The sequence below is a fragment of the Paenibacillus sp. Mc5Re-14 genome, assembly GCF_001049835.1.
Classification (GTDB): domain Bacteria; phylum Bacillota; class Bacilli; order Paenibacillales; family Paenibacillaceae; genus Paenibacillus; species Paenibacillus polymyxa_C.
In genome coordinates this window covers 1,953,990-1,967,500 of sequence record NZ_CVPD01000001.1, presented here as the reverse complement: position 1 = coordinate 1,967,500, position 13,511 = coordinate 1,953,990, and the positions used below count along the sequence as shown (strand labels likewise).

The 13,511-nt window shown below is 47.5% G+C and carries 8 protein-coding genes, 17 tRNA genes and 2 rRNA genes (1 of these 27 only partly in view); 24 read left to right on the top strand and 3 right to left on the bottom strand.

The window, feature by feature from the left end:
* The 20 genes from BN1546_RS09000 to BN1546_RS08905 all read left to right on the top strand — a co-directional run.
* Positions 1 to 1,581, top strand: a 23S ribosomal RNA gene (locus BN1546_RS09000) (it extends 1,345 nt beyond the left edge of the window).
* 77 nt (positions 1,582 to 1,658) lie between these two features.
* Positions 1,659 to 1,775, top strand: a 5S ribosomal RNA gene (rrf, locus tag BN1546_RS08995).
* An 82-nt stretch (positions 1,776 to 1,857) separates the two neighbouring features.
* Positions 1,858 to 1,933: transfer RNA gene (locus tag BN1546_RS08990), tRNA-Ala, on the top strand.
* A gap of 4 nt (positions 1,934 to 1,937) precedes the next feature.
* Positions 1,938 to 2,013 (top strand) — tRNA-Asn (locus BN1546_RS08985).
* 3 nt (positions 2,014 to 2,016) lie between these two features.
* Positions 2,017 to 2,108 (top strand) — tRNA-Ser (locus tag BN1546_RS08980).
* A gap of 19 nt (positions 2,109 to 2,127) precedes the next feature.
* Positions 2,128 to 2,199: transfer RNA gene (locus BN1546_RS08975), tRNA-Glu, on the top strand.
* 9 nt (positions 2,200 to 2,208) lie between these two features.
* Positions 2,209 to 2,284 (top strand) — tRNA-Val (locus tag BN1546_RS08970).
* Positions 2,285 to 2,313: 29 nt separating this feature from the next.
* A tRNA-Met gene (locus BN1546_RS08965) sits at positions 2,314 to 2,387 on the top strand.
* Positions 2,388 to 2,412: 25 nt separating this feature from the next.
* A tRNA-Asp gene (locus BN1546_RS08960) sits at positions 2,413 to 2,489 on the top strand.
* Between the two features lie 13 nt (positions 2,490 to 2,502).
* Positions 2,503 to 2,578, top strand: a tRNA-Thr gene (locus BN1546_RS08955).
* Positions 2,579 to 2,582: 4 nt separating this feature from the next.
* Positions 2,583 to 2,668: transfer RNA gene (locus BN1546_RS08950), tRNA-Tyr, on the top strand.
* A 102-nt stretch (positions 2,669 to 2,770) separates the two neighbouring features.
* A tRNA-Gln gene (locus BN1546_RS08945) sits at positions 2,771 to 2,845 on the top strand.
* 4 nt (positions 2,846 to 2,849) lie between these two features.
* Positions 2,850 to 2,925: transfer RNA gene (locus BN1546_RS08940), tRNA-Lys, on the top strand.
* Between the two features lie 12 nt (positions 2,926 to 2,937).
* Positions 2,938 to 3,018 (top strand) — tRNA-Leu (locus BN1546_RS08935).
* A gap of 10 nt (positions 3,019 to 3,028) precedes the next feature.
* Positions 3,029 to 3,103, top strand: a tRNA-Gly gene (locus BN1546_RS08930).
* 5 nt (positions 3,104 to 3,108) lie between these two features.
* A tRNA-Arg gene (locus BN1546_RS08925) sits at positions 3,109 to 3,185 on the top strand.
* Between the two features lie 12 nt (positions 3,186 to 3,197).
* Positions 3,198 to 3,277, top strand: a tRNA-Leu gene (locus BN1546_RS08920).
* 7 nt (positions 3,278 to 3,284) lie between these two features.
* Positions 3,285 to 3,361: transfer RNA gene (locus BN1546_RS08915), tRNA-Pro, on the top strand.
* Between the two features lie 7 nt (positions 3,362 to 3,368).
* Positions 3,369 to 3,439: transfer RNA gene (locus BN1546_RS08910), tRNA-Gly, on the top strand.
* Between the two features lie 1,129 nt (positions 3,440 to 4,568).
* On the top strand, positions 4,569 to 5,531 hold the full coding sequence (locus BN1546_RS08905) for a glycoside hydrolase family 26 protein (protein WP_090737175.1): 963 nt from the start codon (positions 4,569 to 4,571) through the stop codon (positions 5,529 to 5,531).
* 230 nt (positions 5,532 to 5,761) lie between these two features.
* On the opposite strand, the gene BN1546_RS08900 is transcribed toward BN1546_RS08905, so the two are convergent.
* Entirely contained in the window at positions 5,762 to 6,259 is a 498-nt protein-coding gene (locus tag BN1546_RS08900; protein WP_090737173.1) for a CcdC family protein, read from the bottom strand.
* A 164-nt stretch (positions 6,260 to 6,423) separates the two neighbouring features.
* Complete coding sequence (locus tag BN1546_RS08895; RefSeq protein WP_090737171.1) at positions 6,424 to 6,900, bottom strand: disulfide oxidoreductase; 477 nt, start codon at positions 6,898 to 6,900, stop codon at positions 6,424 to 6,426.
* A gap of 230 nt (positions 6,901 to 7,130) precedes the next feature.
* Between BN1546_RS08895 and BN1546_RS08890 the strand changes: the two genes are divergently transcribed.
* Positions 7,131 to 7,757 carry a nitroreductase family protein gene (locus BN1546_RS08890; RefSeq protein WP_013369121.1) on the top strand — a complete coding sequence of 209 codons (627 nt, stop codon included), beginning with the start codon at positions 7,131 to 7,133 and terminating at the stop codon, positions 7,755 to 7,757.
* A gap of 106 nt (positions 7,758 to 7,863) precedes the next feature.
* Here the strand turns inward: BN1546_RS08890 and mprF are convergent, their stop codons facing one another.
* Positions 7,864 to 10,506, bottom strand: a complete 2,643-nt coding sequence (mprF, locus tag BN1546_RS08885) for a bifunctional lysylphosphatidylglycerol flippase/synthetase MprF (protein WP_090737169.1) — start codon at positions 10,504 to 10,506, stop codon at positions 7,864 to 7,866.
* Positions 10,507 to 10,717: 211 nt separating this feature from the next.
* Between mprF and BN1546_RS08880 the strand changes: the two genes are divergently transcribed.
* The 3 genes from BN1546_RS08880 to BN1546_RS08870 all read left to right on the top strand — a co-directional run bounded on the left by BN1546_RS08880 (position 10,718) and on the right by BN1546_RS08870 (position 13,394).
* On the top strand, positions 10,718 to 11,479 hold the full coding sequence (locus BN1546_RS08880) for an AAA family ATPase (protein WP_025676049.1): 762 nt from the start codon (positions 10,718 to 10,720) through the stop codon (positions 11,477 to 11,479).
* Positions 11,480 to 11,526: 47 nt separating this feature from the next.
* On the top strand, positions 11,527 to 12,045 hold the full coding sequence (locus BN1546_RS08875) for a GyrI-like domain-containing protein (protein WP_058711009.1): 519 nt from the start codon (positions 11,527 to 11,529) through the stop codon (positions 12,043 to 12,045).
* Positions 12,046 to 12,191: 146 nt separating this feature from the next.
* Complete coding sequence (locus BN1546_RS08870; RefSeq protein WP_090737167.1) at positions 12,192 to 13,394, top strand: MFS transporter; 1,203 nt, start codon at positions 12,192 to 12,194, stop codon at positions 13,392 to 13,394.
* Positions 13,395 to 13,511: the final 117 nt, after the last annotated feature.

Sequence of the window (13,511 nt, the reverse complement as noted above, 5' to 3'; positions counted from 1 at the left end):
AGCCTAAGGGTTCCTGAGGAAGGTTCGTCCGCTCAGGGTAAGTCGGGACCTAAGGCGAGGCCGATAGGCGTAGTCGAAGGACAACAGGTGGAAATTCCTGTACCACCGTAATCCGTTATGAGCGATGGGGTGACGCAGTAGGGTAGTGACGCGGACTGATGGATGTCCGTCTAAGCAGTGAGGCTGATGTGTAGGAAAATCCGCACATCGTAAGGCTGGGCTGTGATGGGGAGCGAAAATTGTAGTAGCGAAGGTCATGATCTCAGACTGCCAAGAAAAGCCTCTAGCCAGGAGAAGGTGCCCGTACCGCAAACCGACACAGGTAGGCGAGAAGAGAATTCTAAGGCGCGCGGAAGAACTCTCGTTAAGGAACTCGGCAAAATGACCCCGTAACTTCGGGAGAAGGGGTGCCTCGGTAGGGTGAATAGCCCGAGGGGGCCGCAGTGAAAAGGCCCAAGCGACTGTTTAGCAAAAACACAGGTCTGTGCGAAGCCGCAAGGCGAAGTATACGGGCTGACGCCTGCCCGGTGCTGGAAGGTTAAGGGGAGTGGTAAGCCTTCGGGCGAAGCTATGAACCGAAGCCCCAGTAAACGGCGGCCGTAACTATAACGGTCCTAAGGTAGCGAAATTCCTTGTCAGGTAAATTCTGACCCGCACGAATGGCGTAACGACTTGGGCGCTGTCTCAACGAGAGATCCGGTGAAATTTTAATACCTGTGAAGATGCAGGTTACCCGCGACAAGACGGAAAGACCCCATGGAGCTTTACTGCAGCTTGATATTGAATTTGGGTACGATCTGTACAGGATAGGTGGGAGCCGTAGAACTTTGAGCGCCAGCTTGAAGGGAGGCATCCTTGGGATACCACCCTGATCGTATCTAGGTTCTAACTTGGTACCGTGATCCGGTACGAGGACAGTGTCAGGTGGGCAGTTTGACTGGGGCGGTCGCCTCCTAAAGAGTAACGGAGGCGCCCCAAGGTTCCCTCAGAATGGTTGGAAATCATTCGAAGAGTGCAAAGGCAGAAGGGAGCTTGACTGCGAGACCTACAAGTCGAGCAGGGACGAAAGTCGGGCTTAGTGATCCGGTGGTACCGCATGGAAGGGCCATCGCTCAACGGATAAAAGCTACCCTGGGGATAACAGGCTTATCTCCCCCAAGAGTCCACATCGACGGGGAGGTTTGGCACCTCGATGTCGGCTCATCGCATCCTGGGGCTGAAGTAGGTCCCAAGGGTTGGGCTGTTCGCCCATTAAAGCGGTACGCGAGCTGGGTTCAGAACGTCGTGAGACAGTTCGGTCCCTATCTGTCGTGGGCGTAGGAAATTTGAGAGGAGCTGTCCTTAGTACGAGAGGACCGGGATGGACGTACCGCTGGTGTACCAGTTGTTCCGCCAGGAGCACCGCTGGGTAGCTATGTACGGAAGGGATAAGCGCTGAAAGCATCTAAGCGTGAAGCCCCCCTCAAGATGAGATTTCCCAATTAGTAAGACCCCTTGAAGACGACGAGGTAGATAGGTTGGGGGTGGAAGTGCAGTAATGCATGGAGCTGACCAATACTAATCGGTCGAGGGCTTATCCTAAGATAAAGCGCAATGAAGTTTCGGATCCAGTTTTCAGGGTGTAACCTTGAAGTTAGAATTTGCGAGGCAAATTCATGTTTGGTGGCGATAGCGGAGGGGTTCCACACGTACCCATCCCGAACACGACCGTTAAGCCCTCCAGCGCCGATGGTACTTGGACCGCAGGGTCCTGGGAGAGTAGGACGCCGCCAAGCATAAGCCCCTTCTCTGGGGATTTTTTTTCGCCTGTAAGACTAACCTCTACATAATCAGAATTTTAATGGTTATTTCTAAGATGGGGCTATAGCTCAGCTGGGAGAGCGCCTGCCTTGCACGCAGGAGGTCAGGGGTTCGATCCCCCTTGGCTCCACCAATATTCCCTGATAGCTCAGTTGGTAGAGCACTCGACTGTTAATCGAGTTGTCACAGGTTCGAGTCCTGTTCGGGGAGCCATATGGAGAGGTGTCCGAGTTGGCCGAAGGAGCACGATTGGAAATCGTGTAGGCGCCAAAAGCGTCTCGAGGGTTCGAATCCCTCTCTCTCCGCCAGCTCTTATAATAGATATGTGGCCCGTTGGTCAAGGGGTTAAGACACCTCCCTTTCACGGAGGTAACAGGGGTTCGAATCCCCTACGGGTCATAGTAGTATGGAGGCTTAGCTCAGCTGGGAGAGCATCTGCCTTACAAGCAGAGGGTCGGGGGTTCGATCCCCTCAGCCTCCACCATTAATAATATTGAGAAGTACCTTCAATGTCGCGGGGTGGAGCAGTTCGGTAGCTCGTCGGGCTCATAACCCGAAGGTCGTAGGTTCAAATCCTGCCCCCGCAATTAATTTCCTGATGGAAATGCCTCTGGAACTGTGGTGTAGAGGCCTAACATGCCTGCCTGTCACGCAGGAGATCGCGGGTTCGAATCCCGTCAGTTCCGCCATTTAACTTAATATGCCGGTGTAGCTCAACTGGTAGAGCAACTGACTTGTAATCAGTAGGTTGGGGGTTCAAGTCCTCTCGCCGGCACCATTTTGGAGGATTAGCGAAGTGGCCAAACGCATCAGACTGTAAATCTGCTCCCTTACGGGTTCGGTGGTTCGAATCCATCATCCTCCACCAGTTTTATTATTATGGTGGTCGTGACGAATGGATTAACGTACCGAATTGTGGCTACGGCATTCGTGGGTCCAAGGCCCATTGATCGCCCTGTTAAATACATAATGGGGATTAGCCAAGCGGTAAGGCAACGGACTTTGACTCCGTCATGCATAGGTTCAAATCCTATATCCCCAGCCATTAAGAGCCATTAGCTCAGTTGGTAGAGCACCTGACTTTTAATCAGGGTGTCGAAGGTTCGAGTCCTTCATGGCTCACCATTATCATTGTATGCGCGTGTGGCGGAATTGGCAGACGCACTAGACTTAGGATCTAGCGTCTTTGACGTGGGGGTTCAAGTCCCTCCACGCGCATATTGTTTTTGCGGACGTGGCTCAGCGGTAGAGCATCGCCTTGCCAAGGCGAGGGTCGCGGGTTCGATTCCCGTCGTCCGCTCCATATTTGCGCCCTTAGCTCAGCTGGATAGAGCGTTTGACTACGAATCAAAAGGCCGGGAGTTCGAATCTCTCAGGGCGCGCCATTAATTTCATAAGCCGGTGTGGCGGAATTGGCAGACGCGCGCGACTCAAAATCGTGAGGGAAACCGTGGAGGTTCGAGTCCTCTCACCGGCATCTATTACGGGATGTAGCTCAGCTTGGTAGAGCACCTGGTTTGGGACCAGGGGGTCGCATGTTCAAATCGTGTCATCCCGACCATTTTTTTGCGGGTGTAGTTCAATGGTAGAACTCCAGCCTTCCAAGCTGGTAGCGTGGGTTCGATTCCCATCACCCGCTTTATATAGATGAAAAAAGAGACGGCTTATGCCATCTCTTTTTTTTGTACTTTTAAAAAATATCGTGTTCTAGTCAATAAAGCTCAAGAGTTAGAACATTATAGTCTAAATCGATGAGATTGCAATTGTTATACTTCATCGATTTACACAGACTGGTTACTCATCGTCCTTACTAAGCTAACATGCCCCGTTAGTTGCCCCACTATTTTAAAACTCCTTTTCTAATTCAAGTCGCTCGGAGCTCCAATCCCATAACTCGATAGCACGATTGTAGTTGTATGATTTCTCTGAAGATTTGATTTCTTTGAATCCGTCCCACTTTGAATAGAGTTGGTGAGTACAAGCTTTGCCAGATCATTTCCTAATTGTTTGGTTGTACGAATGCTGGAACGAACGAAACGGAGTTATGGCATTACATTATTCCACATAAATCGCAGGAAGAAGAATAGGAAACTGGGGAATAATAGTTTCACCTCTAAAAACCGAATTTGGCCCAAAGGCCGAATATCGTTTTTTTTTGTTTCATGAGTGCCAAGCCAACATTTTAAAGAAAATAAACGCTATGTTTTCAGAGTGATCAGTTAGTTCTGATAGACGCTAGTGATCCACCGTTGCTAACTATTCTGCACGTGTGTTTATTCTCTAGACTACTGATAACAGGATACGTTAAGTGTGTGATTATGAATCTTCTACATAGTCCAAAAATAGCAATAATTTGAATCTGAATTCATAAGAGTGAAATAAAAGTATTTCCTTTATTACACACTTAGTCTCTACCACACTTTGCGAAGGTTGTTTGTTTATTGTTATGTGAATTATTTTTTGATCTAATAGAACTATTTCAACCTTTTCCCTTGATGTCGATATAATTGAGGGTCACAAAAGTGTATTCCTTTAGGCAAATGGAGATCAACTCGCTAAAACGAAAAATATGTAGGTTGCGAATCAGAATTGTCTTATTGAACAGGAGGGGTGTACTAGAAAAAAGACTCATTACGGAACTCAGAATTGAGGAAAAACGGAGGTTATGTTATGGACAAAAAGAATGATAAAAGTTGCTGGATGAAGTGATTGACCATAAGCCTTGCGATTACAAGCAGCAAGATATAAACATTAGGAGGATAACCAATATGAATTCATTCAAGAAAACGAAGAGCTTGATCAGCGCCCTGACCGGGGCTGCACTATTATTCTCGCTACCAATGACGGCAGGCGCGGAGAGCAATATCAACTATACAGGCATGTTCCTGGGCTATGACGGAAGTGTAAACACCAGCCCTGTCTGGACCTACAACCCTGACATTGTCTCCTATGATCTGCTGAACTGGAACCAGGGGGGCACCGATGCAGCCTCCATTACCTCTAATAGCGCCTCCGTCATCCAAGACCTGGGGAAAATCGTCACCGTTTCCACCCACATGCCCAATCCTCAGGGTGGAAATGTAAACGCCCCAATGTCTGATTCCGATTTTAATATCTTGGCCAATACAGACATTTCATCCATCAATTCGTCCAGCCCCGCATGGCTACAAAATTATAAGGCCCAGGTTGACAATGTTGTGACCGGTCTGCAAAAGTTTAACTCATCCCCCGTTTACTACAGACCCTTCCATGAAATGAACGGAGGCTGGTTCTGGTGGGGAAACAAGAATACGACAGACTATAAGAACCTGTACATCAATTTGTACAATTACATCGTGACGACCAATGGCATGTCCAACGTCAATTTTGTCTATGCCCCAAATAAAGGAGCTAACGCGGCTGCTTATTACCCCGGCTCTAGCTATGTCACATGGATTGGCATCGATGCTTACAGCGATGATCCGTCCAATGACAATGAAATCAAGATGGCTTACAATGACATCAAAGGACTTGGCAAAACTTACGGCTTTTGCGAAATTGGACCAGCCGTGGGTGGCGACCATGTGGATCGCAACAATAATCAGCTCAAGGAATTCGATTATTCGCTTTGGAACAACGCCCTGAATGAAGTCTACACTGGAGCAAGCTTCTTTATCACCTGGGATGGCGCTTATGCTCCGCAGAATAACACAAACGGCAGCGTGCTGTTTACAAAGGAGAGCTCCCAGTAAGTGCCTAGCGCCCGGCGTCCAGGCAGCACGGCATCAATGCGTTAATCTCAAGCTGACCGCAGAGCCTTGGGAGAGTGGGACGTTTTCAAGAACGACAACAAAAAGCACCACCTTAATGAATTGGCCCCTGATAGACTAAAAAGACCCAAAAGACACGACCTCCTGTTAGGAGAACGGGTCTTTTGGGTCTACACAGCAACATGCGAGTATGCACGTTAAATATCGGTTGGTCAGATGCGGATTTCCGTCTCATCCGGAACGAACTGACGATATTGAAAATACATACGGAGCCGCCAGTGTAACAACGTCCCGAAGGCTAGTATGAAAAATAGCCCTGCTGTTTGCGGGATGGTAATGTAATGCTGAATAAATTCATGCAGCAGCAATCGGACGATCAGCAGGCTGATCAGGATAAAAAAGAAGGTGCGCGAGCGTTGCACGAAAACCAGCCCTTCTTGTAACTCAAATTTGGTGCTGCGGATCAACGGGTAGGAAAAAATAAACCAGCCGATCAGAAAAGCGCCCAGCGCCCAAAGCCAGGGAACCCGTACTTCTGGCACCACAAACATCATAAAGCCGGTGCTCATGCCGAGCGGAGGAATGATGATTTTTTTGGCATTAATCGGGCGATGACCTGTCTTCATACGGATGAAAATAGCCGATATAGCGATTAAGATCATACCGAAAGTTGCGCCATATTGCAGCAATGGGGTGCTGATATGAAACATGGACTGGCCCCCTCTATAAGGAATATAAGCGTTATTGGACAGACTGCAAACCTTTTACATTATAGCACATATGCAATGGATATATTTAGTTACAGTCTTTCCTCCGGCAAGCGGATTATACGCCTTTTGGTGGTAACCGGCCCTATAATCGGGTCTCTTTCATCTTATGCGAGTTCTTGTGCTTGTACCTCACCTGCGGCTGATTTTTTCTCTTGGCGCATGATATAAACCATCGCTGCAATAATAAGGATAAAAGCAATGAGTGCGAGCAACGGAATGGTGATGAAATCCAACCAGTTCAAATAATCCTGTTCACAGGACACTCTGCCGCAGGCCGTTGAAGTTTGTGTGGCAGCTTTGGCGGCTGCATGGATGCGCTGAATAATAAAATGATAGGCCGAAATCGCACCACCGATGACGGCTAATGGCATAACGTAAATGCGTATCTTCGTATCGCCTCGAAAATATGCAATTCCGAGCAGAAGGGTCAGGGGGTACATTAGAATGCGCTGAAACCAGCACAGCTTACAAGGCTCATACCCCAAAATTTCGCTGAGATACAGACTGCCCAATGTCGCCACACAAGCTACTACCCACGCGGCAAATAAAGCAATATCCGTTTTTTTAAACGATCCGATCATAGTAACGCTCCTTTTTAAATTCAAATGAGAACAGTATGAACTCATCGTGTCTTGTCCCATCGGCAGGCATTTGCCGATATGCATGTCTTTATCCGTATTGTACTGTATTTTGAGTGCGGGGTCATACTTAAACATATTGACATCATTCACTATCATTTTTATAATTGCAGTAGTTTGGGAAGTTAATAAAGATTCAAGATATATATTAAGAAATTAGGAGTGTGCCCAGAATGTCGAGCAGCCGGAAAAATGAAACCTTATCTGTTATTAGTGAAAGACACGCGGTAAAAAGCTATGTAAAGGATTTTAAAATGCCAGAGGAAGATCTGGAAGCTATCTTGACTGCCGCGGTAGAAGCTCCTTCCGCTTGGAACCTTCAACATTGGAAATTCCTTGTTATCGAAAGTGAAGCGGACAAACAAAAATTGCTGCCTATCGCCTACAACCAAGGTCAAGTAGCAGAGAGCTCTGTTACGATTGCCGTACTGGGTGATTTGGAAGCGAACCGCAATGCTGTCATTTATGATCAAGCGGTAGAAGCAGGCGCATTGCCAGCGGAAATCCGTGACGCATTGGTAGGTCAAATCAATGGCGCTTATCAAAACCCGCAGGTAGCTCGCGATGCAGCGATCCTGAACTCTGCTCTTGCAGCACAAAACATTATGCTGGCTGCTAAATCTTTGGGCTACGATACTTGCGCAATGGGCGGATTTATTCCAGCACAATTGATCGAGCAATTCAATATTCCAGCACGATACCTGCCAACCATGCTCATTAGTGTAGGTAAGGCACAAGTGCCAGCACGTCCATCAGGACGTTTCCCACTGTCTGACGTTGTTGTAAAAGGCAGCTTCTAAGAAGAATAGTGAATATAAAAGGGTGTTCCTGCAACCATTTACTGGTGAGGAACACCCTTTTTTACGTCGTTTTAAACTGTCAAAATCCTTTTGTATCGTACCTTGTTTAGTCCGAGCGTTTGGACACGAGATATACCAGCTCCAGCGTCAGGATCGGCAGAAAAACAGAAGCTGGATAGGCCAGATAGCGCGGCTCCCACTGCGGCTTGAATTTATCCTTAAAGCGTCGAAGTCCCTGGAAGCCGTAAAAATGCCCCCCGTATTGAAAAACGAGTCGAGCCAGCTTTTCCTCGCGCAATGCCTTTTCGCTTTGTCCTACCTGGGACAGCGGGGCCATGCCCAGGTTAAATGTCGTATATCCACTTTCCTTGGCCCACTCAATGACCCGTGTGAATAAGTAATCCATCGTTCCATTGGGTGTGTCGGGCAGGTGACGCATCAGGTCGATAGAGACCGTCTGCCCATGATCATAAGCTGGGGCCATCGTAGCGAAAGCAATGACCTTCCCTTCAGAGTCCTTCAGCAATGCAATTGGAGCCAACTGAAGGTAAGATTCTTTGAACCAGCCGAGAGAATATCCCTTCTCCTTGCGCCCATCCAGCCAAATATCCGAAATATGACGCATCTCCTCAATCAATGACGCCTCTAGAGGCGGCTGGACCATTTCGAATGAATAGCCTTCGCGGTCAAAGCGATTTTTGGCGCTGCGCAGCGCCTGATTGCTTTTGCCTGTTAGTGTAAAGGACTCCAGCGGCACGAGCGCTTCCTCGCCCAATTTAAAAAAGCGATAGCCGTTCTCGTGATAGATGGACAAATATTCCGGTGATGCTTGGTAAAATACAGCCGTCAATGCATATCGATCCGCGAACCGTTGGAATTCCTGAATGGCTTCACTCACACGTTCTTTTGGACCGAGAGGGTCACCTAATACAATCAGTTTGTCCCGGCTGCGAGCATAGGGGAGAACCACCTGTTCGTCCTTGGTCCAATACAGATATTTATCGCCCAGAAAAAGCATATGAGAAACGAGGTTACCACCCTGTCGTTCCAAAAATTCTTTTAGCTTAACCAGCTCCTGTGCGTCGGGTAGATTGCTGATGCTACGCTGAGGACGAAGAAAGAAATACACCGTCAGGAATACCCACGCCAAAATCAAACTAAATACGGCTGTAACTCCGTAATCGCTGCGGTTCATAAAAAAGTCCAGATGGACCTTGGCATGTATATGACGCATAAATGGTGTATTGGAGCCTGCCCCGATCATAAAATAAGCGCCGGTTACGAGTAGAGATAATCCGCCCCATATTAAAATGTTGTGCCGATTCAGCGGCGCACTGACCCGATAAAACCGTGAACGCGAAATCCACAGCATTAATGCCACGAACAGCAGGAAAAAGGCTTCTTCAAAATCCAGACCTTTAGTGAAGGTGAAAATGGCTCCTGTCAGCAGCAGTATCAAGGTCAGCCGCAATGCTCTGCGAATACGCAGAGAGATTCCGTGGGACAGAACGACAAGCATAATTCCGATGATGACCGAGATTTCGTGCGATAAGCGCATAACGGGCAGGCTGAGCAAATGTTCAGCAAAACGAAGCCGATACAACAGACCAGGCGTAGCGGCCGACAACAGAAGCACCACGCCGGAGATGAGTACCAGTTTCCCAAGTGCCCATACCCCCAGATCGGCCAAAAACCGGAATTGACCAGGCCAGCCCCATACCTTCTGCCAGGCATTAAGGGAGTAATCCCAGCCTGTCTCAGCGAGCTGGCTCAAGCGCTCATTACGCGGAATCATTTCCAGCGCGGCTAATACCAAGCCGATGAGCCACGGAATGATGTAATAAAAGACGCGAAAGACCAGCAGCACAGCCAGCGCCCGGTCCGAGTTGGCTCCTGCCATTTGCAGCCCGAGCAGGGCAATAATATCGAATGCGCCGACTCCTCCGGGTGCGAGGCTGATTAACCCTGCAATTGCGGCTATTACATAAATACCGAACACAGAATGGAGCGGCAGCTCATGGAGCAAGTGCGAGCCGATCCATGCAAAGGTAAGACCAGCCAGCAGCCATTCCAGCAGAGAGGCGCCAATGGAGGCAGAGATGGTGAACCAGGAGAGCTGTCCTTCTCCCTTGTTGAACCATGTGGCATACCTTTTGGAGCGCTGCATGATCAGAAATAGAGGCAGGTAAAGTGCCATTCCCCATAGTGCCCAATGAAGCCATGGGTGAGCATCAAGCACAGGCTGCACCGGATACAAATGGACAATAGCACCCCAAGCTAGCAAAGATAGTCCGGTAATGACGACAGGCGAAAGAAATACGACTGCCGAGGTGATGACACCCAATGGCACACCGCTCTTTTTATACAGTACAGTACGTAGTCCAGCTCCTGTAAAGCCTGCAAAGCCGAAGACATTATTGAAGGTATTGGAGATCCAGGCGTACCGAAATGTCGTTCCAGGCTTGACTTGAAGCTTGAAATGATGCCTGATTACATAATCGTAAGCACTCATAGCAGCCACGGCTACCAGGGAGAACAAGCCAATTTCGATGAGAAACGTGGCATCCATTCGCCGCAACTCATGAAGCATCCGTGCCAGATTAAAGTCTTTTAGCTCTCGTCCAGCCTCCCATATAATAAAAGCCAGTACAGCCAGCGGTAGCAAAATACGCGTCAATCGCTGCCTGTAGATGGTCATCATGTACTGTACGATTTTAAAGGATTGGAACGATTTGTGATTTGAATTCATAGATTCACCTGCTTGAAAAGGATAAGATTGAGACTGATAATGCGCGAAAACTTCCTGCCCAAATAAAAGGCTTCGTTATATTATACCTGTAATAATAGCTTGAATAACAACAGAAGGGTTACGAAATGGGAGTTGAGATTGATTGCTGTAAATAATTGCAATATAATGATGGAATACCTAGTAAATTGCTTGGCAATGGAGCTGACTGGACATGAGTATATGGGATCGTAATCTTTTTATACGTCGATTGGAGCTATTATGGCCTCCAGATGCAGACAGGAGCCAATACCCTTTTAACTTAAAGGCTCTTCAACAGTGGAACGAACTCAAATTCCATCCTTCCGTTACCTATATTGTTGGAGAAAACGGTGTAGGTAAATCGACGCTTATGGAGGCAATCGCGGTCGCGTGGGGTTTTAATCCAGAGGGTGGCACTAAAAATTTCAACTTTTCTACACAAGCCACGCATTCCGCGCTGCATGAGCATATCCGGTTGGTGAGAGGGATCGAAAAGCCGAGGGATGGCTTCTTTTTCCGGGCGGAGAGCTACTATAATGTGGCGACTCATATCGACGAGCTGGATCGAGAAGGAGGAGGGCGACCTATTCGAGATTCGTACGGGGGGAAGTCGCTGCATGAGCAGTCACATGGCGAGTCTTTTTTTGCTGCATTTGTGCACCGGTTTGGGGGACAAGGATTGTATATTTTGGATGAGCCAGAGGCAGCGCTATCGCCTTTGCGTCAGATGGCCATGCTTGCCCGGATTCATGAGCTCGTGCAACAGGGATCACAGTTTATCATTTCTACCCATTCCCCCATCTTGATGTCTTATCCAGATTCGGTCCTGTATCATCTGACACATGAAGGGATCGACACACGGACGCTAGAGGAAACCGATCATTTTATCATTACCAAACAATTTCTGAATAACAAGGAAAGGTTATTGCAGGAGCTATTCGAAGATTCACCATAAGGATATAGTAAGTTTGGTAGTATTCACTTTGATGAGGAGGAAACCGTATGAGTTCAAATCTCGATGTAGTTATTCAGCGGATATCGGCTTTCAAGGTAGCAGCGCTGACTGCGCGAGCCCCTTTTGCCGAATTGGGTGATGAGGTACGCAGACAGTGGCAACAAGTGCAACAGAACGTCCCAGAGAACCACTCAGGTCGTCTGGACGCGGATATGGGCTATGTGTTAACTCCCCAATGGACAGTTGTTGAGGAGAACGGAAGTACTGCGGTCAAGGTGGGCGTTAAAGTGTCCTCGTGGAATGAAGTACCGGATAGTCTTGAACGCATCGAGGTGCCCGAAGGAGAGTATGCAGTGACCCGTTTTCAGGGAGATCGAGAACGACTAAATACGATTTATGATGATCTATTTGCTTGGTTGGACCGTAATGGCTATGAGCGTAATACGACAGAGGGGGTATATTGGATCGAGTCGAATCGACTAAAGCCGGTGAATCCTTTTGATATTCCATCCGCAGAAATTCAGAAATTTGATTATGATATTGCGATTGCTATTGTACAAAAATAAAGGAGTAACATTCAGGGGTATCGGAAGTATTTTATGATTGTTATTTGCCTCCCGCTCTATTAATATAATGAAGAGTTTTGCTGAAATGGTTGCAAAATAAGAATTTCGTATACGAAATAAAGAACCTGAGGAGGACAAAACGCAACATGTCGGATTCACAACAGTTGAAAATGGGGCCGCTCGTCATTTTGATGATTAATATGTTTATTGCCATGCTGGGAATTGGAATCATTATTCCAATCCTCCCCAAGTTCATGGGTTCCTTGGGAGGCAGTGGTGAAACGGGAGGCTATCTGGTTGCCGTGTTTGGCTTGACCCAGTTTATATTTTCGCCGTTAGCGGGGGAATGGTCCGATAAATACGGACGTAAAAAAATGATTATTATCGGTTTGGTCATCATGACGGTGTCTTCTGTATTGTTTGCAATTGGACACTCATTGACGATGCTGTATATTTCCCGTTTGCTTGGAGGCGCAGGAGCGGCATTTATGATCCCTCCAATGATGGCTTATATTGCCGACATCACAACAGTCCATAACCGAGGCAGAGGAATGGGGCTGTTGGGGGCCGCGATGTCGCTTGGTTTTGTGATCGGTCCTGGTGTAGGTGGTTTGCTGGCAGATATCTCGCTTCGTACACCCTTATACGTTTCGGCGGCGGTATCAGGTTTAGCGGCACTGATTTCATTGATTTTACTGCCCGAAACCTTGTCGTTGGAGAAGCAGTTGAAGTTTCGAAATGTTAAGGTGAAACGGGACAATGTGATTAAACAGTTTGCGCTGTCTTTCCGTAAGCCGTACTTTATGCTGTTGATTATGATATTCACGTTAACCTTTGGCCTGACGCATTTTGAAACGATGTTTCCGTTCTTTGTAACAGGCAAGTTTCATTACAATGAACGTGATATTGCTATCATTATTACGGTAGGTGCGTTGGTCGGAACTATAATTCAAGCTGTGGTCATTAGTCCGATGTTGAACCGTTTTGGTGAAAAAGGTGTGATTATCGGTTCTTTTCTGTTTTCCGCGATTTCCCTTGTGCTTATGTTGCTCTCAGGGAACTTCTATTATGTACTCGGAGTATCGCTTATCTTCTTTACCGCTACGTCGTTGCTGCGACCAGCCATTAATACTGCTTTATCCAAAATGGCAGGGGATGAGCAGGGAGTTGCAGCCGGGATGAACAATGCTTATATGAGTATTGGTAATATCCTGGGACCTGCGCTCGCCGGTACACTGTTTGAGGTGCATATCAATTTGCCGTACATTTTTGGGGCGGTCATTCTCATGCTTAGTTTGGGGCTGGCTGTAAAATGGAAAAGCAGAGATACGCAATCCACAGCGGTTTAATGTTGTTTTTTCTGTAAAAATAGTCTCTTTTGGTGTGAACTGTGGCGTTCTTATGAACTACTACAGATTACAGTGGAAGAGGCTATTTTTTTGCATACATAGCCAAATGTTAATGAA

What these genes read in the sequence shown, in the direction of transcription:
- BN1546_RS08905 (WP_090737175.1), top strand. Translation starts at nt 4,569, where the DNA reads ATGAATTCATTCAAGAAAACGAAGAGCTTGATCAGCGCCCTGACCGGG.
- BN1546_RS08900 (WP_090737173.1), bottom strand. Translation starts at nt 6,259, where the DNA reads ATGTTTCATATCAGCACCCCATTGCTGCAATATGGCGCAACTTTCGGT.
- BN1546_RS08895 (WP_090737171.1), bottom strand. Translation starts at nt 6,900, where the DNA reads ATGATCGGATCGTTTAAAAAAACGGATATTGCTTTATTTGCCGCGTGG.
- BN1546_RS08890 (WP_013369121.1), top strand. Translation starts at nt 7,131, where the DNA reads ATGTCGAGCAGCCGGAAAAATGAAACCTTATCTGTTATTAGTGAAAGA.
- mprF (WP_090737169.1), bottom strand. Translation starts at nt 10,506, where the DNA reads ATGAATTCAAATCACAAATCGTTCCAATCCTTTAAAATCGTACAGTAC.
- BN1546_RS08880 (WP_025676049.1), top strand. Translation starts at nt 10,718, where the DNA reads ATGAGTATATGGGATCGTAATCTTTTTATACGTCGATTGGAGCTATTA.
- BN1546_RS08875 (WP_058711009.1), top strand. Translation starts at nt 11,527, where the DNA reads ATGAGTTCAAATCTCGATGTAGTTATTCAGCGGATATCGGCTTTCAAG.
- BN1546_RS08870 (WP_090737167.1), top strand. Translation starts at nt 12,192, where the DNA reads ATGTCGGATTCACAACAGTTGAAAATGGGGCCGCTCGTCATTTTGATG.